Here is a 23,672-nt window from a genome sequence, read left to right on the forward strand (position 1 = left end):
TACGTTACTTCAAACACACCAAGTGGATATCACCACAAGATTGAGATCAAGAGAAATTGTTTTCTATCTTTTATTTATACCAGGGTACACTAGAAGCCCATATTGATACTCTATTTTCTCATAAATTTAAAGAGGCTGTATCATTTTCTGCCTATAATCAGCAAATTGACGAATAGAATGAGCAATAGAGGCTGCCATTTGTTTTCTCCAATGAGGATCATTTAATAACTTTTCATCCTCTTTATTGGATAAATAACCTATCTCTATCAAGACTGAGGGTATATCTGAAGCTCTTAAAACTTGAAAATTAGCATACCGATGTGGGTTATTAATCAAGTTAATATGATTCTTTGATAAACTTGAAATAACACTATTTGCAAAATTAACCGAAAATGTATGTGTTTCACGTCGTGTAAGATCCATCAAAATATCTGTAACTTCGAGCGTTTCATCTGCAGGCAAACCATCAAGCAAATCAACTTTATTTTCATTTTCAGCTAAAGATTTTGCAATGGCATCAGAGGCTTTATCTGATATGGTATACACTGTGGCACCGCGAAGAGAATGTAGATCAATCGTATCTGCGTGAATAGATATAAAAAGATCAGCATCAAACTCTTGCGCTTTTTTAACTCTTTCACTTAGTCTTAAAAAAATATTGGAATCTCGTGTTAAAGCAACGGTAATATGAGAATCCTTTTGTAATTCGTCTCGCAATGCACGCGCAAAGTCTAAAGTCACATCTTTTTCTAAAATTCCAGTAACACCCCGTGCACCGCCATCAATACCACCATGACCAGGATCAAGAACAACACGGAAATTATATGCTGGCATTAACTGTGTTTTTGTATCAAAATTGCTTCTTTGCTGTTTTTTTAATATCTCATCAAATTTTTCTTGTGTACTTTTACGAATATCAATCAGCAACTGCCATAAACCATTATTTAATTTTTTTACGACATTTTTTTCAACCACAAAAGCCGTTTTACTTGTCAAAATAATGCGTGAAGTCTGTATGTCAGAGAAAGCATAACGCACATCTGAAAGCATAACGGATAATGTATTCCGTTTCTTTAAAGGCGTATTTTGCATCGAAAAGTCAATTGTAGGTAAATTGATAACCAAACGTGCGGGCCTGTCAAAAATCTGTAAACGAACATTTGGTTTTGAATTAAAAACCGCAATAATACGCGTATGAATACTATCACCAATGGTTCGAAAATTAATAAGTCTCAGAGGATCTGCGGCTTGAACACTAGTTTGGAGTAGCAAAAAAGATAATAAAAAGTATGTGACGAGCACAATAACATCCCCATAAGCTGTTTTCAGCTTTTTGGTAAAAAAAACTCTTATCATAAGTAAAATACTCTACATTACCTTTGTAATAATTTATCTTGGTTACATAAAACGATACACCAATTTATTATCTATTTTTCAATAAAAGCTAAATAAACACCTCAAAACGAAATTAAGGTCATAAAGATATTATAATTATACATGATTTACATTGTTACTTGCCAAACGCATGATATCAACATAAAAGAATATTTATGCTTCCTAGCTGATAATAGTCATCTAAATTATCTGTAACTCATATTAAGTTGTCTTTAGAAGTTTTTTGTCTATTATGCGTTGAGACTTTTTTATGGATGAAAAATTTCTATGTTGTAACATTAGGATTGCATTACTTAAGATTCGTTGGTTCGGATATCCGAACTGTTTTAAAGATTATTTTACCGGAGACTTTTAAGAAAATATGAGTCATAAAAAACAGATGGAAATAATGATGAGAAATGGTGTAAATGCAGTCATGCCTTTGCACGTGGTGTTTCGTCCTGTTTTTCTGGTACCTCCCTTTTATGGCAGACAGCCTTTTATGTTTACGAATAGTTATGGCATTCGTTTGAATAAAATTGTGCATGTCGCCTTCAGGATATTAACTTATGTCAAACAAAATGCTTATAGATGCCTCCCATCCGGAGGAAACACGTGTTGTTGTTGTTCACGGCAACAAAATTGAAGAACTTGATTTTGAATCAGAACATAGAAAACAGCTCAAGGGGAATATTTATCTCGCACGTATTACGCGTGTAGAACCGTCTCTCCAAGCGGCTTTTGTTGAATATGGTGGAAACCGACATGGTTTTTTAACATTTTCTGAAATTCATCCTGATTATTATCAAATTCCTATTGCTGATCGCCTTGCTCTTCTTGAAGAAGAAGAAAAAGAAGCTGTAGGAGAAAATTCTGTAGATACCTTTACGGAAGAAGCAACTAAAAATAAAAAACGCTCCAGAAGAACAAAAAAAAGTGAAAAAAACAATATTATAGCAGCCGATATTGAAAATGATATCACATCTGAAGCGATAATAATTGATAATACAGAAGAAGCATTAAATGCCAATATCTCTTATGATGAGATTGAAATGGTCGGTGCTGAGGACATCCGTGAAGAGCTCCCGATTTATCAAAGAAAACAAGGGCGCCAGTATAAAATTCAAGAAGTCATTAAACGACGTCAAATTTTGTTGGTACAAGTTATCAAAGAAGAGCGTGGTAATAAAGGTGCTGCCCTTACAACATATCTATCTCTAGCTGGTCGTTACTCTGTTCTAATGCCCAACACAGCACGTGGTGGTGGTATTTCACGAAAAATTACGAACGTACAAGACCGTAAGCGTCTTAAAGAAATCGTAAAAGAATTAGCCGTTCCAAAAGGTATGGGCGTTATCTTACGAACCGCTGGTGCCAATAGAACAAAAGCTGAAATTAAACGTGATTATGAATATCTTATGCGGTTATGGGATACTATTCGCACTTTGACACTCGAGTCAACGGCGCCATGCCTTGTCCATGAAGAAAGCAATCTCATCAAGCGTTCTATACGAGATCTTTATAATAAGAACATTAGTGAAATTCTTGTCTCTGGAGACCAAGGATATCGTGAAGCGAAAGACTTTATGCGTATGCTCATGCCAAGTCATGCAAAAGTTGTGCAACCTTACCGTGACCCTACGCCCATTTTTGCAAGAAATAATATTGAAATTCAACTTGATAAAATGTTGCAACCACAGGTTTCTTTAAAATCTGGTGGTTATCTTGTTATTAATCAAACAGAAGCACTTGTTGCTATTGACGTAAATTCTGGCCGCTCTACGAAAGAATTCTCTGTCGAAAAGACAGCCTTACAAACTAACCTTGAAGCTGCTGAAGAAGTAGCGCGGCAATTACGCTTGCGTGACCTTGCTGGTTTAATTGTGATTGATTTTATTGATATGCTTGAAGAACGCAATGTGAAGCTGGTCGAAAAAAAATTAAAAGATTGTTTAAAAAACGATCGTGCTCGTATTCAAGTAGGTCATATTTCACACTTCGGCCTTTTAGAAATGAGTCGTCAACGTATTCGCATATCGGTTTTAGAAAGTACGACACAGCCCTGCCCACATTGCGCAGGAACAGGAAATATACGTTCTGAATCATCAATTGCGTTACATGTCATGCGCTCAATTGAAGAATATCTTCTTCATAATTCGCAACATAATATTATCGTGCGCACCCCCGTAGCAACAGCGCTTTATGTATTAAATCATAAACGCAATATTCTTGTTAATTTAGAAGCTCGCTTTAAACTTAATATTAGTATTGAAGCAGATGATAGTATTGGAACACAACATCTTGTTATTTCTAAAGGCTCAATAGCAGAGAGAATTTCTCAATCTTCATTGGAAGATGACAATAAGCAAGAAATTGAAGATTCTGTTTTCATAAAAAGTGAATCTATTGAAAATCCTTCTCCCATTGAAACAAACCAAAAGCGTCGGCGCAAAAATCGTCACGGTGAAATTACTGATCATTCTCTCTCCAACGTTCATAAAAAAGAAGATACCTTAAATGATGATTCTTATCGTCGAGGACGTCGTCGAGGACGTCGTGGTGGTCGACGCAATCAAGATAATAATTTTCATCAGATTCGCGTTCCTTATGCAGAACCAGTAGGAGATTTTGCTAAGCAAGCTTTAGCAGAAATTAAAGCAGCGCATCGCAAACGTCGTGTTTCACCTGTTAAATCTTTTGAACTTGAAGAAACAAAAAATAATACACAAGCTCTAGATATACAACAACAGAGTGAATCTGAAAAAAATGATACAAGTATTAAACCTAAAAAACGTAAAACACGTTCTTCAAAAGTAGTAGAAAATCAACTTTCTTTAGAGAATGATCAAAATATTGCAGAACAAAAATCTCTTGAAAAAAAACCTACAACCAGTCCGGTGCGTAAAACTAAAACAAAAAAAGCAGACAAAGCTATTCATGAGGTAGAAGATAAAGCTCTTGAAAAGAGTAAAAAATCAACACGTGGAACACGTAAAAAATCATCTTCTAAAGAGACAACGCAAATACAAAAAATATTAGAGCAAAAAACTGTAATCGAGATGGAGAAAGTTATCGAAACCTCTCCTTCCCAAATTGAAGAAACAATTAATCAACCCGTTGTTATTTCATCAACGCCTAATGATTCTTCCAAAACTGAACGTATTGGTTGGTGGAAACGCAGAATTCTTTCGAAAAATTAAGGATTAAAAAAACCGCCACAGAAAACTGTGGCGGTTCAAATAAACAATTATAGAAAACGTTTTGACCAACTTTTATGGTGTGGTTTTATTACTTTTGTTTCGCTTTTTCTTGCTCAGCCCGCATACGCTCTTCAATTTCTTTTTGCTTTGATTGAATAGCTTGCTGCAGCTTTATTTGTTCTTGTTGGAAATCTTTTTCCTCCATACCAGGACCGGTATAGGCTGCTGTAAACCCATTAAGAGAAAATTCAATAGGATTAGCTGAACCACGAAAATTAACTGTGGTTACAACCATTTTTGTTCCACTTTTCATAGCTGCTATAAGCTTATCATCTAAGACATCATTAGCAATACAACTTGGTCCATTACAAATAATATAAGGAATTTTTTTAGAGAACTCGTCACCAATTTTAATGTGAACACCTTCTGGCAAAAAACGACCTGTAGGTACTTGAATACCTATACGTTTCTCATTTTGCTTCCCTTTTATTTCAACAAGATTAAAAGCCGTTAAAGGTTGTCCCGTATTCGATAATACAGTATTCATTGTATTACAAATATCAACATCATGCTGCTTACTGCAAACTTTGTACCAACCTTGTGATAAAGTTTGCGCATTTGCAGAAATACCAGCTATAAGAAAAAGGGTAGCGGCTCCAACTAATACTGAAACAGCAGAATAAACATTTTTATGCGACATGATTAAGTTAATCCTTTCAACGCGCTCTTAAGTAACTTCAAAAAAATATTAAATATAATTCCAACTTAATTTATTAAATTATAATGAAATAACAATTAATTTTACTATTTTTACTTCAATATAAAAAAAAAAGTCAAATTTAGAGAAAAAATACGACGAGCCATTCTAATTTTTATACACTCATATCATTTCCCCTCTTCAACACATTGGTATTTGATGCAATCTATCCATAAAACACCTCTGTGCATTTAAACTAAGATTACACAAACGAATCAATATTGCAATATTAATTAAAATAAACTCTGATACTACTCTAAAAAACTTACTAATTAAAATTTTTACATTTATTACTCTTCATGTTAAGCTTATAGAACCTTTGCAACAGGTGTTGCAATGCATGAAGCTCTAAAATATCAGATAAATTTTACTGTTTTCCTTGTGTGCCTTGTGTGATACACAAAAACAAAATCATCTACGATATTATTGAAACATTTAATGAATTAAAACCACTGATTGTCTAAAATTTCTGCATAATTGTAAGAGAGCTTTTTGCTAATGAACAATTTTCTGCCCTTGTTTACAAAATAATAGTGATACGCTTTTGTAATAAAAATTTTATATTCCATAGCGTTTAACTAAACAGTTTAGTTTAAAAATACGCTACTAAAGAAGTGCTTTTTTCTTAATTAAACAACACATTTTCTTAGAGAGAAAATCTATAACTGCTGAAAATATTTTATTTATAAAAAACTTTCTTAAAATATAATAACATATTAATTTATAATAATAATTTATCTTTTTTCTATTTCTATATTGTATGAAAGATCCTAATAGCGCAAACCTCTCTTATGTTGAATCAATAAAATTTATCCACTTGTACATCACAAGCGGAGTTAGTTTTATAGATAAACTACTGAACAAAGGAAACCCTCCCTATGAATCATCTCACGTGCCTAAAGCCATAATAAATTTATGCTCATATATTAAACATCTATTATTGCACTTCTGTACAAATATCATCTCTCAGTTTTATAACGTGAATAAAAAATATAGCTTTTATCAATTTCTTTTAAGTTATTTCTTAAATAAAAGAATCTACTAAAATGATAAATTCTTTTCATCTTTCATAATATCAAAGATATAAATCGTTAATGATTTAAGTTTTAAGAAAAAATGAATTCAAAGTATCATTTTGTTTCCCTATATAACACAATTTAGAGCTATAAAATATTTCTCTTATCGTATTAATGAAACAATATTTATGATATGAGATGTATCGTCATTAAAATAATTAAACAGATAAAAATAAAAAACTACAAGCACAAAAAATTATGCATAAAAAGAAAACATAAAAAAGATATATGATTTTATTATTTAATATATATATTAAATCTTATATGATAAGAACAATAGATAATATCTTATGTGCATAAAATTACTTTATTATAAATAATAATTAAAAACAAAAAATTAAAATATATTTTAACTATTATTTAGTATATAATCTTAATTTCTCTGTATTTATATGAGTAAATTTTTAATTGAATAATTCTTCAACATGAAAACGTATACGATCTATAATATTCTTTTTCTTGTTTGGAAGCATTATATTATGTACTTCTTTAATGGTATTACAAAGCTTAGGTGCACTTTTTACAAACCAATTATCTTCTGTAAGACTATTTTTTATATCGTCAAATATTTGTTTTTCATAACTATAAGAGCCATCTGTTAATAATTCTTTAATATCCCTGACTAAACTAGGACTTATTGAATTATTTGCGCCTTTAGCCCAACTAAAATCTTTATCTTTCCAATCAAAATCTTTGCGCAAAATAGCACCTATATCACTTTGCAATATATCCGCTAACGTATTGCAAGCAATAATAAATATGAGATAATTTTTCATTATCTCATCATCACCTCCACTTTTCTCATTCATTCCCCATTCATTAAACGTTTGAGTTTTTTTAAATAATCTTTTGCTTTAATCAACTTTTCTTCATACTCCCCTACTTCATACTCTCTCGCTATATGTATTCTAGAGATAATTTTTTGTTTTTTTTCAGCTAGATCCTGTAATTTCGAACCAAGATTATAATATTCATCCTTCAGAGTTTTCAGTTTTTTATATAACTTATTCCGTTCCTGTAAACGCTCATAGTATTCTGCTTTAGAAATATTTTTTTCCCAAATATCCAAATGAGATATACTTTCTTCAATAAATTGTATGCTCTCTTTAATATTCTTTCTTTTGTTTTTTAAATGTTGGTATTGTTCATCAGAAGATAACTCAGCATAAGCGTTTTTTACGCCATATATTAAAGTGAGTAACAAAAAAACGATAGTTAGACACTTTTGTAATGAAGAAAGCATGCTATCTTTACCTAAATTTTTTTTCTAAAAAATTTACAGGAGCTTATTAGCTTATTATATGCAAGTGCTATTTAATGCGGTTAAACCGTCTAATCTATTTTCTTCATTATATCAATACGTATATAATAAAAACTAAATAAATATATAAAGGGTTCTTTATTATAAACTTAAATTTTATTCAGAATGATTTTATAAAAATGAGTAACAGTTCTGAAACAATAAAGAAATTTTTTAAACAGAATGTTGTTCTGCCATTTCGACAAGCTGTGTCATAATATTCGCTGCTCCAACAAGCCTTTCATCCGCTGAGGACCAATCACGAATAAGAGCAATACTTTGATCTGGTCGAATTTTTGCCATTGAACCTTGTTTTCCCACCCACTGAACAAGAGCAACACTATTTGCGAAATAGTTATTACGAAACTGTATGACAATCCCCTTTGGTCCAACATCTAATTTCTCTACATGTGCTTTTCGACACAATGTTTTGATATAAAAGACTTTAAGAAGGTGTTGAACCTCAAGGGGTAAAGGACCAAAGCGATCAATTAACTCCGCTGCAAATTCATCAATTTGTTCTAAATCATCAAGTTCTGTTAAACGACGATAAAGTCCCATACGTAACGATAAGTCAGGCACGAAACTTTCTGGTATCATCACTGTTGTACCAAGGGAAATTTGAGGTGACCATTGCTTATCTTCATTTAGCTCTCCATCTTTTAATTCAGCAACAGCTTCTTCAAGCATTTTTTGATAGAGTTCAAATCCAACTTCTTTGATATGCCCCGATTGCTCTTCACCTAAAAAATTGCCTGAACCGCGGATATCCATGTCATGGCTTGCCAATTGAAAACCGGCCCCTAAGGTGTCAAGAGATTGTAACACTTTAAGACGGCGATCAGCAGCAATTGTTAAAACTTTACCAGCAGGAAATGTAAAGAGAGCATACGCACGTTGTTTTGAACGTCCTACCCTACCACGTAACTGATAAAGGGCAGAAAGACCAAACATCTCAGCACGATGCACAATTAGGGTATTGGCTGTTGGAATATCAAGACCTGATTCAATAATGGTTGTTGAGAGCAGCACATCATATTGTCCATCATAAAATGCATTCATGATATCATCAAGTTGTCCAGCCGGCATTTGTCCATGAGCCACAACGAATTTCAGTTCTGGCACATGTGTTTTGAGATATTCTTCTACAAAAGCCAGATCAGAAATACGAGGACAAACATAGAAACTTTGTCCACCACGATAATATTCTCGAAGCAGGGTCTCTCGTATAACAAGTGCATCAAAGGGTGAAATAAAAGTACGAACCGCCATTCTATCAATGGGGGGGGTTGTTATCAATGAAAGTTCACGTACACCCGATAAAGCTAACCCTAAAGTGCGTGGTATGGGAGTTGCTGAAAGTGTGAGAACATGAATATCACTTTTAAGCTCTTTTAAACGCTCTTTGTGTTTGACACCAAAATGCTGTTCCTCATCAATGATAAGAAGACCTAACCGTAAAAAATTAACTGCATCACTTAATAATGCATGGGTTCCAATGACAATATCGATTGTACCATCTGAAACACCTTTTTTTACTCGTGCAAGTTCTTTCGCTTTTACAAGCCTCGAAGCATGTCCAATTTTAACCGGTAATCCTTGAAAACGCGAAATAAATGTTTTGTAATGTTGACGTGAAAGCAAAGTTGTCGGTACAACAACAGCAACCTGATATCCATTTAATGCTGCAACAAAAGCACTTCGAATGGCTACTTCAGTTTTTCCAAAACCAACATCACCGCATATCAAGCGATCCATCGGCTTGCCTGAGGCTAGATCGTCCAAAACAGCATCAATTGCATTCATTTGATCTTCCGTTTCTTCATAGGGAAAGCAAGCAACAAACTCATCAAATGGTCCAATTGGTGGAAGTAAAGCAGGCGCAGCACGAGTCATACGCTCTGCAGCTATACGGATTAATTGCCCTGCCATTTCCAATAAATGTTTTTTAAGCCGAGCTTTACGTGCCTGCCAAGCAACACCTCCTAATTTATCTAAAGTTACCTCTGTTCCTTCTGAGCCATAACGTGAGAGAAGCTCAATATTTTCAACAGGTAAAAAGAGTAAATCACCTCCAGCATATCTAATTTCAAGGCAGTCTCGTAAAATTCCAGTGGTTCTGATGGTTTTAAGACCAACAAATTGGCCAATACCGTGGTCGATATGCACAATAATATCACCAGAATTTAAAGCAGAAATTTCAGAAATAAAATTTGTATTATTCTTACGCCGCTTTGGCGATCTTATAAAACGATCGCCAAGGATATCTTGCTCTGCTATAATAGCCAAATCTTCAGCCACAAAACCATGTTCTATCATGATAACAGCTGCTAATATGCGATCCCGAGGTGTTGCTTTGACAGTTTGCAAAGATTTTGCAACATCTATTTTTTTCAATCCATGCTCATCGAGAACTTGTAACAAACGATTGAGAGATCCTTCACTCCAACACGCTAAAAGCACTTTTTTACCAGCAGCGCGTAAAGATGCGATATGATCAATAACACTTGAAAAAACATTTTTTTCCTGCGCATTACGCTCTTTTACAAAATCATATCCCTGTTTAACATGTGCGTGAATAATAGTTTGTTCCAAACTTTGTGGAACATTAAAAGGAGAAAAATCAATACGCTGTGAAGATTGTTGCGCACCTTCCAAAACACGCTCTGGCGTTAAATAAAAAAGACTAGGATCTATTGGATGATAAGAAGTAGAATTTTTTTCATCACTTTCGCGCTCTTTGCGCGCATTATAATAGTCTTCAATAAGACGATAGCGCTCAATGAAGACTTCTTCTATGAGATGCTCAAAAACTATCGGTAAGTTGCCACAATGATCAAAAAAGCTATCAAGGTTTTCATAAAAAAATGGAAGCCAATGTTCCATACCGGCAAAACGCCGACCTTGAGAAATTGCTTCATAAAGCATGTTATTTTTTTGTGATACACCAAATGTACGGGTATAATTGCTTTTAAAACGACTGATGCGTTCTGGTGTAAGAACAACCTCACTCATTGCCTGTAATAAAAGTTCAGTTTTTTGGCCTGTTGTCCTTTGACTTTCTGGATCAAATACGCGGATACTTTCTAGGGTATCTCCAAAAAAATCAAGGCGTAAAGGTTCAACATCCATCGGAGAAAAGATATCAAGTATTCCTCCTCTTACAGCAAACTCACCAACATCACGGACAACCGTAACGCGTTCAAAACCATTGGTTTCTAGAAATTGAATAAGATTTCCCATGTTATTGCGCTGGCCAACACGTGCGTGAATAAGCTGAGCTTCTATCATTTCACGAGGAGGCAACTTTTGCATAATTGCATTTGCTGTTGTTAATATAATTGCAGAATATGGATCTTTCCGTAAATTTGCTATGTGTGCCAATGTTGATAGTCGACGTGCCATAACAGCAATTCCTGGTGATACGCGATCATAAGGCAAACAATCCCATGCAGGAAATTGAAGTACGGGTAAATTGGGTTCAATAAAATTTAAAACTTGTTGTAAATGCGCAATTTTTGTTCCGTCACGGACAACATAGATGAGCGGTTTACCTTGTGCAATTTCTGAACTTAATTTAGCAAGCGCAAAGGCTTCAAATCCATCAGTAACGCCATCTAAAATCATACGAACAGAATTATTTTTGGGAATAACAATTTTTTTAAATATAGGCATCGGGATTAATAACTTAAGCAAGTACGATAATTGGCAATATCACGGAAAAGTGGACTATCAACTTCAGAGGGGGGCAAAATTTCTCCAGTAATCCATGTGAGTAAATCACGATCATCAAAAGACATAATATACTCAAGCTCAGAGAGCGTTTTATCATTCATCCCAGTAATATGAGCATCGACATAATGTCCAAAAATGAGATCCATTTCACGAATACCGCGATGCCATGCACGAAAAATCAATCGACGACGACGAGCATCTAATTGATTTTTGTCAACGACAAAAACTGTCATAAAAAATCTCCTTTAATAAAGTAATATAAACTATTCAATTAGTCGTATAAAATTTTTACCTTGCTTTAAGGAAGTTCTATAATCTTTTGTTCTTTAAGTGTAATTCGACGATGCATTTGCTTAGCCAAAGCGTAATTATGTGTTGCAATAAGAGCAGAAAGACCAGACTGACGAACAAGGATAGATAAAGCTTGAAAGACATAAGCTGAAGTTACTGGATCAAGATTTCCTGTAGGTTCATCAGCCAAAAGAACCGAAGGGCCATTTGCTACTGCACGTGCAATAGCAACACGTTGTTGTTCTCCTCCCGATAACTCTGAGGGACGATGGTTCGCACGATGAGAAACACGCAGATACGTCAATAATTTGCGCGCACGATCTTCTGCTATAGATTTTTTTAATCCTGCTATCATTTGGGGTATCATGACATTTTCTAACGCCGTAAACTCTGGAAGTAAATGATGAAATTGATAAACAAAACCAATATCATTTCGTCTTATAGCTGTTCGCTCACTATCAGAGCGCTTTGCACAAGAAACACCCCGTAACATCACATCACCAGCTGTTGGTTTTTCTAATAATCCAGCAATATGAAGAAGTGTTGATTTTCCAGCACCAGATGGTGCAACAAGTGCGACAAGCTCTCCACGATTAAGAATAAAATTCGCTTTATCTAAAACAATGAGTGGCTTATGACTCTCGAAAAAGTGTCTTTCAATCTCTACAAGCTCTAAAATAGCTGTCATTATTCATACCTCAAAGCTTGTACGGGATCTAGCTTAGCAGCACGCCATGCCGGAATGAGAGCAGCAAGAAACGACAAGAATAAAGCCATCATAGCAACCAAGATGGTCTGTTTCCACTCAATTTGTGCAGGCAATTTTGTTAAAAAATAAAGTTGAGGATTAAAAACGTCGACATTAAATAACCAAGATATAAAATCTTGGATATGATTAATATTCGCGGTCGCGATAACACCTAAAACTAAACCCAATATAGTTCCAATAAAACCAATCATCATTCCTGTAATGATAAATATACGCAAAATCGCACTCTGTTGAGCCCCCATCGTGCGTAAAATTGCAATATCATGACTTTTATCTTTTACAAGCATAATCAGCCCTGAAATAATATTTAAAGCAGCAACAAGAACGATCAGAGAAAGAATGAAAAACATAACATTTCGTTCAATCTGTAAGGCTGAAAAAAAAGCCTGATTGCGTGTACGCCAATCAATTAAATAGACCTGTTGTTCAACTGCTTTTTCTACAACAGGTTTTATTTGATCAACAGCATCAGGATCATTTAGAAATAATTCCAAAGACTGAACCTTATCTCCCAAATTAAAAAACATTTGTGCTTCATGGAGAGGCATAAAGATAAATATTGAATCATATTCAGACATACCAACTTCAAAAATAGCAACGACTTTATAAGCTTTCACACGTGGGGTAACGCCAAAAGGAGTCTCATCACCATCTGGAGTAATAATACGAATATCTCTTCCAACTGTCAGTCCTAATTTTTCTGCTAAGCCACTTCCAATTGCAACACCTTCTTCTTGATCAAACCGAGAAATCGATCCTAATTTAATGTTTTGAGAGACTGTTTTAAGCTTTTCTAGATCTTGTTTGCGCATACCACGAACTAACGCGCCAGAGCCACCTTGAACTTCACCTTGAACAAGCGCTTGACCTTCAATAACAGGTAAAGCAAACTTCACACCATTTGTAGTTTCTAAAGAAGAAATAAGAGTCTTATAATCAGAGAAACCAGAATCAACTGTTTGAATAATAAGATGCCCATTCATACCAAGAATACGATTGAGAAGTTCTGTACGAAAGCCATTCATCACCGCCATAACAACAACCAGAGCAAATACGCCCAACATAATCCCAATAAGAGAAATAATTGAAATAACAGATGCAACGACATGTTTTTTATTGGGAATCATATAACGAAAAGCGATCATCCACTCATAAGATGAAAAGCATTTTTTTTTCAGCCTCTTCATAATATTTCCTATTAAATTATAGAAAGTTGGCTGAGCACATCTTCAACCTTTAGAGATTTTTTTATTCCTGTTTTTCGATCTTTAATTTCAACTTCATTTTGTGCAATACTGTTAGGACCAACAATGATTTGCGTTGGCAAACCAATCAAATCCATTGTTGCAAATTTTGATCCAGGGCGTTCATTTCTATCATCTAATAACGGATCAAAACCAACCTTCTTTAATCCCTGATAGAGAAACTCACATGCCTGTGTGCATTTTTCATCATCGGGCTTCATATTGATAATCCCAAAATCAAACGGTGCCATAAACTTTGGCCAAATAATACCATTTTCATCATGAGAAGCCTCAATAGCGGCCGCAACAAGACGCGAAGGCCCAATACCATAAGATCCCATAGAGACCACATGCTCTTTTCCATCTTGTCCCATAACTTTTGCTCCCATTGGAGCAGAATATTTAGTACCAAAGTGGAAAATATGCCCTACTTCAATACCACGCGCTGAAAGACGATTATGATCAGAAACTTTAGCCCACTCCTCTTCATTATGCATTTCTTCCGTTGCTGCATAAAAAGATGTCCATTGCTTAACAATATCATCTAAAACAGCTTTATCACTAAAATCGATTGAACTATCAGGAACGGTAAGTTCAAGAAATTGTTTATCACAGAAGATAGCACTCTCTCCTGTTTCAGCCAAAATGATAAATTCATGACTGAGTTCCCCCCCTATTGGACCTGTATCTGCACGCATAGGAATTGCTTTTAAGCCAAGGCGAGAAAAAGTGCGTAAATAAGCAACAAACATACGATTATAAGATGTTTCAGAGCCTTCATAATCAAGATCAAAAGAATAAGCATCTTTCATTAAAAATTCTCGTGCTCGCATCACACCAAAACGTGGACGAATTTCATCACGAAATTTCCATTGAATATGGTATAAATTAAGCGGAAGATCTTTATAAGAACGAACATAAGAGCGAAAAATATCTGTTACCATCTCTTCATTGGTTGGACCATAAAGTAAATCACGCTTTTGACGATCTTTAATGCGGAGCATTTCCAAACCATAATCATCATAACGACCGCTTTCACGCCAAAGATCAGCAGACTGAATTGTAGGCATCAATATTTCTATTGCACCCGCACGTTCTTGCTCTTCACGAATAATTTTACAAACTTTATCAAGCACTTTTTTTCCCAAAGGAAGCCAAGAATAAATCCCTGATGTTTGTTGTCGAATCATTCCAGCGCGCAACATGAAGCGATGAGAAACAATTTCTGCTTCTTTAGGATTCTCTTTTAAAAGTGGAAGGAAATATTGAGAAAGACGCATTGAAATAATTAACTCCTAATCAGATCTATCATATCGGAACAATTTATCACACCCTCTATTCATCTATAGCCGCATTCTGAATACTTGCAAATATAACGATCTTATCATTTAAAAATTTATTGTGCTTTATTCTCTATTTTTCTTATTTAGCAATAAAATAAAAATGCTCTTCTCTTTTTAAATAACGTAATAGGAAAGTTCTTTTATTTTGACCGATGTAAAAAAACTGTACAGATAGGTTTTTTTTGCCAAATTTCATGAACAGCCGCTCTTACTGCACGTCGTGTTGCCTCTCGAATAAGTTCATTATTTTTCTGTTTCATGCGTGGGATATTATAAACTGTATTTTCTACGATATCTAAAAGAATATCTTTTAAACTTTCCCCCTTTCCATTACTTTCAGGTAACCCGAATGTTGTTAGACCTATATCCCCTAATAATTCATGCTTACTATTTATATGGAGAGAAATAGTAACATGACCAGCATAACTTAGTTTACGGCGTTCACGAATCCCTAATTCATCTTCATCTCCAATTAAGCAACCATCCTTATAGATGCGGCCAACAGGAACTTGATCAATAACTTCTACAGGCTCTGGTGCAAGACGTAACATATAGCCATTTCTGATATCCATAACAGTTTTAATACCCGCTTGACGTGCTAAAGTTGCCTGAGCCTTAAGATGCATTGCTTCCCCATGTACAGGGACAAGTATTTGTGGCTTTATCCAATCATACATCTGTAAAAGTTCTGAACGACGGGGATGACCTGAAACATGAACAAGTGCATCTTCATTCGTAATAATTTTAATACCCAAATCAATGAAACGATTTTGTACCTCAATAATCGCTTTTTCGTTTCCTGGAATACTTCGTGATGAATAAATAACGGTATCACCAGCGGAAAGTGCAATATTTTTCATTCCATCACGTGACAGTTTAGCCAAAGCAGCACATGGCTCACCTTGGCTCCCTGTGACAATTAAAACAAGATCTTTTCGCGAGATGTACCCATAATCATCTTCCGTTACAAATGGTGCTAAACCATTCATATAACCAAGCTCTTGTGCAACCATAATACTTCGCTTAAGGGAACGCCCAATGACAAGCACCTTACGTCCAGCAGCTTCAGCTGCAAGAGCAATAGAACGTATCCGACCAATATTAGAAGAAAAAGTTGCTATCGCAACGCGCCCTTCAGCTTTAGAAATAATCTCTGAAAGACTGGCTTGAACTTGCTGTTCTGAAGGAGAGATACCATCCCGACATGCATTTGTGGAATCACAAAGTAATGCTAAAACACCTTTTTTGCCTAAAGCACGAAATCTTTTTTCATCGGTTACAGCCCCGAGTGAAGGGGTATGATCAATTTTCCAATCACCAGTATGAATCACAGTCCCCAAAGAGGTTGTAATTGCTAAAGATACAGATTCTGGTATTGAATGGTTAACGGCTATAGCCTCTACAGCAAAGGAACCTACCTGAAAACAATCACCAGCTTGAAAAATATTGAGTAAAATTTTTTGAGATTCAAAATCTAATTGTTTTTTAGTTTCCAATAATCCTGCCGTAAAAGGCGTACAGTAAATCGGCACTTGTAACTTTGGACATAAATCAAGAACGGCCCCATAATGATCTTCATGTGCATGTGTTAAAACAAGACCCCGTATATTGTGTTTTTCACTTTCTAGAAAACGAATATCAGGCAAAACAAGATCGACACCTGGTAATTCAGAACCAGCAAAACTAATCCCCATATCAACCAGCAGCCATTCACGAAGATATTGGGGACCAAATCCGTAAGCAGCTAAATTCATCCCTATTTCACCTACACCTCCCAGAGGTAAAAAAACAAATTCACATCTATTGGCTGCAACCATAAACATCTCCCAAATCATTAAGGTATCTGATGATAAAATAATTTTTCAATAACGGCCTGCATTAACAGAATCAGCCAAACCAAAATGAACATCCCCAGCTGTTATAATGGCTGTCTGACCGTCTTTTCGCTTTATGATGCAGTTAAAATCACTATCAAGACCATCAAAAATACCCTCAATGACTTTTTCATCATTCACCACTTTGACATGTTTCCCAAGATGAGCGGAATATAAAAGCCATTTTTTTCGGATTATTTCACATCCTTTTGGTTGTTTCCAAAGAAGGTAATTTTTAGAAAAACACTCCGTCAAAACCGTAAATAATTGTTCTGCATCAATACGCAACCCGATATTCTTTAAGCTTGAAGTGGAATAGGGCGCATCTTCATAATTATATTTCACATTTATTCCAATACCAATAACCAAGGCATATTGTTGTGATGACAATTTTAAAATCTCAAGCAAAACTCCAGAGCTTTTTTCTCCTCTGAGCAAAATATCGTTTGGCCATTTTAAGCTCACAATATTGTTTGTCTGCTTTTCCTCTTTTATCAATTGTTTTATTGCCTCTGCCACACTTACTCCAGCAACAAAACCAAGTTGAGCCGCAGTTTGATGAACAATATCATCAATTAATAAAAGACTAGAATAAAGGTTCCCTTTTGGACTAGACCAAGTCCTCCCTCTTCTTGCTCTTCCCTGTGATTGTTCTTGTGCAACAATCCAAAGATTACCTTGATGACCAGTTTGCGCTTTTCGTTGCGCAATAAGATTTGTTGAATCAACACTATCGTACGCTTCAACAGTGTATCCCTGTTTTTGTGCAAAATCTGATAAAGTATAAACCATATTCATTAAAACAATGCTGTTGCTGCTTTTTCTGCTAGCTCAGCGAACCAAACTCCAAAAAGCGCGTAAAATAAAATAAAGAATACAGAAAGACCAAGACAAAATTGAAGCTCTTTCGATAAAGCAACAAAATGCGCTTTTGCATCATCAAACCACATAATTTTAATGACTCGCAAATAGTAAAAAGCCCCAACTACAGACGCTATCATCCCAACGACAGCAAGTGGCGTAAGTCCAGCGTGGACAGCAGCAGAAAATGTATACCACTTTCCAAAAAAACCAGCCATAGGAGGTATGCTTGCTAAAGAAAAAAGCTGTATTGTCATCACAACAGCCATAAACGGATTCGTCTTTGCTAACCCTGAAAGATCATAAATATTTTCAACATTTCCATTCTGAGAGCGCATTCCAAGAATAAAGGCAAATGAACCAAGCGTCATTCCAAGATAAATAGTCATATAAAGGATAACGCTTTTTATCCCAAGCATATCTCCAGCAGATAAACCAACAAGTGCATAACCCATATGACTGATCGACGAATAAGCCATTAAGCGCTTAATATTATTCTGACCGATTGCAGCAAAAGCACCCAGTATCATTGATGTAATCGCCATGAACACCAAAATTTGTTGCCATGCAGGCATCACGTTATCAACACGCCCTAGGGGAATAAAGGTCACCACAATAATACGGATGATTAAAGCCATTGCAGCAACTTTAGGGGCACCAGCAAAAAATGCTGTAATCGGTGTGGGCGCTCCTTCATAAACATCAGGTGTCCACATATGAAACGGAACAGCAGAAATTTTGAAAGCCAAACCAGCTAAAATAAAGACAATTCCAAAAATGACCCCCAATTGTACATTTTTGCCCTTTAAAGCAAGAGCAATTTCGTGAAAACCAATTTGACCGGTAAAACCATAAAGCAAAGAAATACCATAAAGAAGCAACCCTGAAGATAATGCTCCTAAAACAAAGTATTTTATACCGGCTTCAGAAGATTTTACATTATTACGATTAATCGCTGCTAAAACATATAAAGCTAAAGATTGCAGCTCTAACCCCATATAAAGCGACAGCATATTACCCGCTGAAATCATAAACATCATTCCAAGGGTTGCTAAAAGAACAAGTACTGGAAACTCAAATATATTAAACTTTTGTGCATTGGCAAAACCAACAGACATGATAAGAGAAAAGAGTGCACCAATAAGCATTAAAATTTTCATATAACGACTAAAGGAATCGATAACGAGCGCATTGGTTTGAAATGAACCATTTTTCGGAAAAACTATAAGAATAATAATGGTTGCCACAAGAAGTGCCATAGCTAAACCTGTCACTGTTAAAGAAGCACGTGTATTGGAATAAACACCAATCATAAGCAGCACGACAGCTCCTAATGCAATTAAAAGCTCTGGAAGAATTAAGACTAATTGCGCTATTATTTCAGTTTGCATGTGCATTCTTCCCTTATCTAGTGCAGTTTATTGATGAGGGTTTCTACGGAAAACGCCGTTGCCTTAAGAATAGGCGTTGGATAGATACCAAAGAATATTGTAAGAATAACCATTGGATAAAGGAGGAGTTTTTCTCTTAAAGAAAGATCTATTAATACTTTTAAATTCTCTTTATCCAAGGAACCAAAAATCACACGCCGATAAAGATAAAGGGCATAGGCTGCCGATAAGATAACACCTGTTGTTGCTAAAACAACAACCAATTTATTTACTTGAAAAACACCTATTAAGGTTAAAAATTCACCCAAAAATCCTGAGCTTCCAGGCAAACCAACATTTGCCATGGTGAAAATTAAGAAAACAACAGCATATTTAGGCATATTATTCACTAAACCACCAAACGCTGAAATTTCACGTGTATGCAAGCGATCATAGATAACCCCAACACAAAGAAACAATGCTGCTGAAACAATTCCATGGGATAGCATCTGATAAATAGCCCCTTGTATCCCCTGTTCATTCACAGAAAAAATACCCATCGTTACATATCCCATATGCGCTATTGAGGAATATGCAATAAGTTTTTTGATATCACTTTGAACAAGTGCAACCAGTGATGTATAAATAATAGCGATAAGCGATAATGTGAAAACAAAAGGCGCAAAATCTGCTGAAGCGATAGGAAACATAGGTAAAGAAAAACGAAGAAAACCATACCCACCTAATTTAAGTAAGACACCAGCTAAAATAACAGAACCCGCTGTCGGTGCTTCTACGTGAGCATCAGGGAGCCATGTATGAACTGGCCACATTGGCATTTTAACTGCGAAAGAAGCAAAAAATGCAAGCCATAGCCATATTTGCATATGAGCAGGAAACTGATAATTGAGTAAAGTTGGTATATCAAGTGTCCCAGCCTCCCAATACATAACCATAAGAGCAACCAGCATAAGCACTGAACCAAGTAAAGTATATAAGAAAAACTTTATACTTGCATAAACACGACGTGCTCCTCCCCATACACCTATAATGATAAACATTGGAATGAGGCTGCCTTCAAAAAAAACATAGAATAGCATTGCATCAAGAGCACAAAAAACACCAATAATCGCAACTTCTAGAAGAAGAAACGCAATCATATAGGCTTTTAATCTCTCTTTAACATTCTCCCAACTTGCTAAAATACAGAAAGGCAAAAGAAAAGCCGAGAGAACAACAAAAAGAATAGAAATACCATCGACCCCCATATGATAGCTAATACCCCCCCCTAACCAACTGGATTTTTCAACCATTTGAAAATTTTGGTTGCTAGAATCAAATCCTATCCAAATAATTAAAGAAATAATAAAAACAAATAGAGTCGTAAAAAATGCGACATTACGTATATTATGGCGTGCTACTTCACTATCATCTTTGATAAACAAAATCAGAAGAACACCAACAAGCGGCAAAAATGTAACCGTAGAAAGAATAGGCCAATCGGTCATTAGTTTACGCCCCCGATCATCATCCATGTAATGAGCAATGCAACGCCGATAAGCATTGCAAATGCATAGTGGTAAAGATAGCCTGTTTGCATTCGAACAACTCTATTTGTAATATCAACAACACGCGCTGCAATACCATTGGGACCTAGACCATCAATAATCTTACCGTCTCCCACTTTCCAAAGAAAAGAACCAATTCTAAAGGTAGGACGAACAAATAAAAAGTTATATAATTGATCGAAATACCACTTTTGGTAAAGAAAGTGATACACTCCTGGCATAATACGCGCCATTTTCTTGGGAAGAGAGGGAGCCACAATATAAAATAAATAAGCCAACATAAACCCAAGAATCATTGCTATAAAAGGCGACCATTTTACCCAATTAAAAACATGGTGAGCATCATGAAGAATATGATTATGGCTGCTTGTAAACAATGCTCCCTTCCAAAAAGCATTATACAAGTCACCAAAAAAGTAAGGTTGGAAAACGACACCAGAAAATATTGCTCCAATAGATAAAAGAAAGAGTGGAATCAACATAACTGGAGGCGATTCATGAACATGATGCATCACATCAACTGTTGCCCGTGGTTTACCATGGAATGTCATAAAGATAAGTCGCCATGAATAGAAACTTGTTAAAAAGGCAGCAAAAACAAGAAGATAAAAAGCATATCCTGAAGCAATATTATGAGATGCAAAAGCAGACTCTATAATCGCATCTTTTGAGAAGAAACCTGCAGTCCCGAAAAGTGTTCCTGGAATTCCAACTCCGGTCAAGGCAATGGTCCCGACCATCATCATCCAATAGGTGATCTTTATATGTTTGCGTAACCCACCCATTTTTCGCATATCTTGTTCATCAGACACAGAATGAATCACAGAACCTGCACCAAGAAACAATAAGGCTTTAAAAAAAGCATGCGTAAAAAGATGAAAGACAGCAGCGCCATAAGCTCCAACACCTAATGCCACAAACATATAACCAAGTTGAGAGCATGTAGAATAAGCAATAACACGCTTAATATCATTCTGCACCAACCCCACAGTTGCTGCAAAAAACGCTGTTGTTGCACCAACAATAATAATCACGGTCAAAGCAGTTGAAGAAAGTTCAAAAATTGGCGACATACGCGCAATCATAAAAACACCAGCCGTTACCATTGTAGCGGCATGAATAAGCGCTGATACAGGGGTTGGCCCTTCCATTGCATCAGGCAGCCAAGTATGTAAAAGAAATTGTGCGGATTTTCCCATCGCACCAATAAATAATAAAAGACATGTAATGGTAATTGCCGTCTGCCCATCAAATTGCCAATCTAAAAATGTCATATTTTGTATAAAGCTCTTGTCGGCAGCTTTTGCAAAAATAGAGGCAAAATCAACCGATTGGAACAAAACAAAAATACTAAAGATTCCTAAGAGAAAACCAAAGTCTCCAACACGGTTAACTACAAAAGCTTTCATTGCGGCCTTATTAGCAGAATCGCGCTGAAACCAAAAACCAATGAGTAAATAAGAAGCAAGTCCGACACCTTCCCATCCAAAAAACATCTGAATCAAATTATTGGATGTGACCAACATAAGCATCATAAATGTAAACAAAGAAAGATAAGAAAAAAAACGAGACCTTGAAGGGTCATGGTGCATATAACCAATTGAATAAATATGCACTAATGCCGAAACACTATTCACAACAATAAGCATGACAGCTGTTAATGCATCAACATGTAAAGCCCAATTAAAGCTTAAGTCACCAACAGTCATCCAATGTAATACCAATACATCAATCGCTGGAATATGACCAAGTGCAGTACTGAAAAATGCTATCCACGATAATATGGCAACAACAACCATAAAGCTACATGTTATCAATTCACTCGCACGATCTCCTATCGTTTTTCCACCTAGTGCAGCAATTAAAAAACCCAAAAGCGGAAGAAAGACAATCGTATAATACATCACTGGTTAGCCTTTCATTACATTAACATCTTCAACCGCAATGGAACCACGATTACGGAAAAAAACGACCAGAATTGCTAAACCAATGGCAGCTTCAGCAGCTGCTACGGTTAAGACAAATAAAGCGAATACCTGACCAACGAGATCATGAAGAAATGCTGAAAATGCAACAAAATTGAGATTAACTGAAAGCAATATAAGCTCAATGGACATCAAGATAATAATCACATTTTTTCTGTTGAGAAAAATTCCAGCAATACCAATTGTAAACATCAAAGCAGAAACAGTGAGATAATGTGTAATATCAATATACATCTGCATAGCCCCCCTTACATACCTTTGCCTGATTCAACTTGTTTGATTTCAATGGCACTTTCTACCGTTCTAGAAACTTGCTCCGCAATAGATTGCCGCTTTACTCCTAATTTATGACGAAGTGTTAAAACAATAGCTCCAATCATTGCAACCAATAAAATCATTCCAGCAATTTGAAAATAGAAAACATAATCCGTATAGAGAATATCACCTAATGCTTGTGTATTTGTTCGCTGCGCTAAATCTGGCATTGGTTGCGTAACATGCGTTCTCAAGACTGGAGAAAAATAGCTACTCATAAAAACAACAATCAATTCTACAGCGATAATAACACCAATAAGAGCTCCAATAGGAGCATACCGAAGAGTTCCACTCTTTAACTCAGCAAAATCAACGTCAAGCATCATAACGACAAATAAAAATAAAACAGCGATAGCTCCAACATACACAACAAGCAGAATAAGCCCTAAAAACTCTGCTCCTGCAAGTAAAAACAAAGCTGCTGCATTAAAAAATGCGAGGATTAAAAACAAAACAGAATGCACTGGATTGCGTGCTGTAATAACAATAACTGCACTTGTTAGCATAATAAAAGCAAACAAATAGAAAAATGCCGCCGCTAGATCTGTTAGCATAGGCTTCTCCTTAATTATTCAAACAATTGGTATAAACTTCATACCAGATTACAATT

General features: G+C 35.6%; 17 protein-coding genes. 1 reads left to right on the plus strand and 16 read right to left on the minus strand.

Annotated features, from left to right (window positions below; translation table 11 throughout):
• Positions 1 to 126: 126 nt before the first annotated feature.
• Positions 127 to 1,356 carry an N-acetylmuramoyl-L-alanine amidase gene (locus ACFINX_RS03810; RefSeq protein ID WP_375628086.1) on the minus strand — a complete coding sequence of 410 codons (1,230 nt, stop codon included), beginning with the start codon at positions 1,354 to 1,356 and terminating at the stop codon, positions 127 to 129.
• Between the two features lie 587 nt (positions 1,357 to 1,943).
• Here ACFINX_RS03810 and ACFINX_RS03815 point away from each other — a divergent pair.
• Entirely contained in the window at positions 1,944 to 4,574 is a 2,631-nt protein-coding gene (locus ACFINX_RS03815) for a ribonuclease E/G (protein ID WP_375668358.1), read from the plus strand.
• An 88-nt stretch (positions 4,575 to 4,662) separates the two neighbouring features.
• Here the strand turns inward: ACFINX_RS03815 and ACFINX_RS03820 are convergent, their stop codons facing one another.
• The 15 genes from ACFINX_RS03820 to ACFINX_RS03890 all read right to left on the minus strand — a co-directional run bounded on the left by ACFINX_RS03820 (position 4,663) and on the right by ACFINX_RS03890 (position 23,616).
• Positions 4,663 to 5,274, minus strand: coding sequence for an invasion associated locus B family protein (locus ACFINX_RS03820; protein WP_375628083.1), 612 nt, complete (start codon positions 5,272 to 5,274; stop codon positions 4,663 to 4,665).
• Positions 5,275 to 6,811: 1,537 nt separating this feature from the next.
• On the minus strand, positions 6,812 to 7,216 hold the full coding sequence (locus ACFINX_RS03825) for a hypothetical protein (protein ID WP_375650245.1): 405 nt from the start codon (positions 7,214 to 7,216) through the stop codon (positions 6,812 to 6,814).
• A complete protein-coding gene (locus ACFINX_RS03830) occupies positions 7,213 to 7,650 on the minus strand; it encodes a hypothetical protein (RefSeq protein ID WP_375650240.1) in 438 nt (145 codons plus the stop codon). Before ACFINX_RS03830 ends, ACFINX_RS03825 begins: the two co-directional genes overlap by 4 nt.
• A gap of 231 nt (positions 7,651 to 7,881) precedes the next feature.
• Positions 7,882 to 11,382 carry a transcription-repair coupling factor gene (mfd, locus tag ACFINX_RS03835; protein WP_375668359.1) on the minus strand — a complete coding sequence of 1,167 codons (3,501 nt, stop codon included), beginning with the start codon at positions 11,380 to 11,382 and terminating at the stop codon, positions 7,882 to 7,884.
• A 5-nt stretch (positions 11,383 to 11,387) separates the two neighbouring features.
• Positions 11,388 to 11,675, minus strand: coding sequence for a succinate dehydrogenase assembly factor 2 (locus ACFINX_RS03840; protein WP_375611887.1), 288 nt, complete (start codon positions 11,673 to 11,675; stop codon positions 11,388 to 11,390).
• Positions 11,676 to 11,740: 65 nt separating this feature from the next.
• Complete coding sequence (locus tag ACFINX_RS03845; protein ID WP_273791269.1) at positions 11,741 to 12,421, minus strand: ABC transporter ATP-binding protein; 681 nt, start codon at positions 12,419 to 12,421, stop codon at positions 11,741 to 11,743.
• Entirely contained in the window at positions 12,421 to 13,689 is a 1,269-nt protein-coding gene (locus tag ACFINX_RS03850) for a lipoprotein-releasing ABC transporter permease subunit (RefSeq protein ID WP_375668360.1), read from the minus strand. Before ACFINX_RS03850 ends, ACFINX_RS03845 begins: the two co-directional genes overlap by 1 nt.
• Positions 13,690 to 13,700: 11 nt before the next feature.
• Positions 13,701 to 15,026 (minus strand): proline--tRNA ligase, encoded by a 1,326-nt coding sequence (proS, locus tag ACFINX_RS03855; protein ID WP_375628076.1) that lies wholly within the window; start codon positions 15,024 to 15,026, stop codon positions 13,701 to 13,703.
• 203 nt (positions 15,027 to 15,229) lie between these two features.
• Positions 15,230 to 16,906, minus strand: a complete 1,677-nt coding sequence (locus tag ACFINX_RS03860; protein ID WP_375628074.1) for a ribonuclease J — start codon at positions 16,904 to 16,906, stop codon at positions 15,230 to 15,232.
• Between the two features lie 45 nt (positions 16,907 to 16,951).
• Positions 16,952 to 17,761 (minus strand): biotin--[acetyl-CoA-carboxylase] ligase, encoded by an 810-nt coding sequence (locus ACFINX_RS03865; protein ID WP_375613451.1) that lies wholly within the window; start codon positions 17,759 to 17,761, stop codon positions 16,952 to 16,954.
• Positions 17,761 to 19,215 carry an NADH-quinone oxidoreductase subunit NuoN gene (gene nuoN / locus ACFINX_RS03870; RefSeq protein WP_375638390.1) on the minus strand — a complete coding sequence of 485 codons (1,455 nt, stop codon included), beginning with the start codon at positions 19,213 to 19,215 and terminating at the stop codon, positions 17,761 to 17,763. The genes ACFINX_RS03865 and nuoN overlap by 1 nt, the downstream gene beginning before the upstream one ends.
• A gap of 17 nt (positions 19,216 to 19,232) precedes the next feature.
• The gene (locus ACFINX_RS03875) at positions 19,233 to 20,702 is read right to left on the minus strand and encodes an NADH-quinone oxidoreductase subunit M (protein ID WP_375668361.1); all 1,470 of its coding nucleotides are present in this window, start codon (positions 20,700 to 20,702) and stop codon (positions 19,233 to 19,235) included.
• Positions 20,702 to 22,666, minus strand: a complete 1,965-nt coding sequence (gene nuoL / locus ACFINX_RS03880) for an NADH-quinone oxidoreductase subunit L (protein ID WP_375638389.1) — start codon at positions 22,664 to 22,666, stop codon at positions 20,702 to 20,704. Before nuoL ends, ACFINX_RS03875 begins: the two co-directional genes overlap by 1 nt.
• 6 nt (positions 22,667 to 22,672) lie before the next feature.
• Positions 22,673 to 22,981 carry an NADH-quinone oxidoreductase subunit NuoK gene (gene nuoK, locus ACFINX_RS03885; protein ID WP_273791275.1) on the minus strand — a complete coding sequence of 103 codons (309 nt, stop codon included), beginning with the start codon at positions 22,979 to 22,981 and terminating at the stop codon, positions 22,673 to 22,675.
• Positions 22,982 to 22,995: 14 nt separating this feature from the next.
• Entirely contained in the window at positions 22,996 to 23,616 is a 621-nt protein-coding gene (locus tag ACFINX_RS03890; protein WP_375668362.1) for an NADH-quinone oxidoreductase subunit J, read from the minus strand.
• Positions 23,617 to 23,672 lie beyond the last annotated feature (56 nt).

The sequence above is a fragment of the Bartonella sp. AP36NXGY genome, from assembly GCF_042195865.1.
In the GTDB taxonomy this organism is placed as follows: domain Bacteria; phylum Pseudomonadota; class Alphaproteobacteria; order Rhizobiales; family Rhizobiaceae; genus Bartonella.

Bases quoted from the DNA above. Each gene is read 5' to 3' on its own strand.
- ACFINX_RS03810 (WP_375628086.1), bottom strand. From the start codon at position 1,356: ATGATAAGAGTTTTTTTTACCAAAAAGCTGAAAACAGCTTATGGGGAT.
- ACFINX_RS03815 (WP_375668358.1), top strand. From the start codon at position 1,944: ATGTCAAACAAAATGCTTATAGATGCCTCCCATCCGGAGGAAACACGT.
- ACFINX_RS03820 (WP_375628083.1), bottom strand. From the start codon at position 5,274: ATGTCGCATAAAAATGTTTATTCTGCTGTTTCAGTATTAGTTGGAGCC.
- ACFINX_RS03825 (WP_375650245.1), bottom strand. From the start codon at position 7,216: ATGAATGAGAAAAGTGGAGGTGATGATGAGATAATGAAAAATTATCTC.
- ACFINX_RS03830 (WP_375650240.1), bottom strand. From the start codon at position 7,650: ATGCTTTCTTCATTACAAAAGTGTCTAACTATCGTTTTTTTGTTACTC.
- mfd (WP_375668359.1), bottom strand. From the start codon at position 11,382: ATGCCTATATTTAAAAAAATTGTTATTCCCAAAAATAATTCTGTTCGT.
- ACFINX_RS03840 (WP_375611887.1), bottom strand. From the start codon at position 11,675: ATGACAGTTTTTGTCGTTGACAAAAATCAATTAGATGCTCGTCGTCGT.
- ACFINX_RS03845 (WP_273791269.1), bottom strand. From the start codon at position 12,421: ATGACAGCTATTTTAGAGCTTGTAGAGATTGAAAGACACTTTTTCGAG.
- ACFINX_RS03850 (WP_375668360.1), bottom strand. From the start codon at position 13,689: ATGAAGAGGCTGAAAAAAAAATGCTTTTCATCTTATGAGTGGATGATC.
- proS (WP_375628076.1), bottom strand. From the start codon at position 15,026: ATGCGTCTTTCTCAATATTTCCTTCCACTTTTAAAAGAGAATCCTAAA.
- ACFINX_RS03860 (WP_375628074.1), bottom strand. From the start codon at position 16,906: ATGGTTGCAGCCAATAGATGTGAATTTGTTTTTTTACCTCTGGGAGGT.
- ACFINX_RS03865 (WP_375613451.1), bottom strand. From the start codon at position 17,761: ATGAATATGGTTTATACTTTATCAGATTTTGCACAAAAACAGGGATAC.
- nuoN (WP_375638390.1), bottom strand. From the start codon at position 19,215: ATGCAAACTGAAATAATAGCGCAATTAGTCTTAATTCTTCCAGAGCTT.
- ACFINX_RS03875 (WP_375668361.1), bottom strand. From the start codon at position 20,702: ATGACCGATTGGCCTATTCTTTCTACGGTTACATTTTTGCCGCTTGTT.
- nuoL (WP_375638389.1), bottom strand. From the start codon at position 22,666: ATGTATTATACGATTGTCTTTCTTCCGCTTTTGGGTTTTTTAATTGCT.
- nuoK (WP_273791275.1), bottom strand. From the start codon at position 22,981: ATGTATATTGATATTACACATTATCTCACTGTTTCTGCTTTGATGTTT.
- ACFINX_RS03890 (WP_375668362.1), bottom strand. From the start codon at position 23,616: ATGCTAACAGATCTAGCGGCGGCATTTTTCTATTTGTTTGCTTTTATT.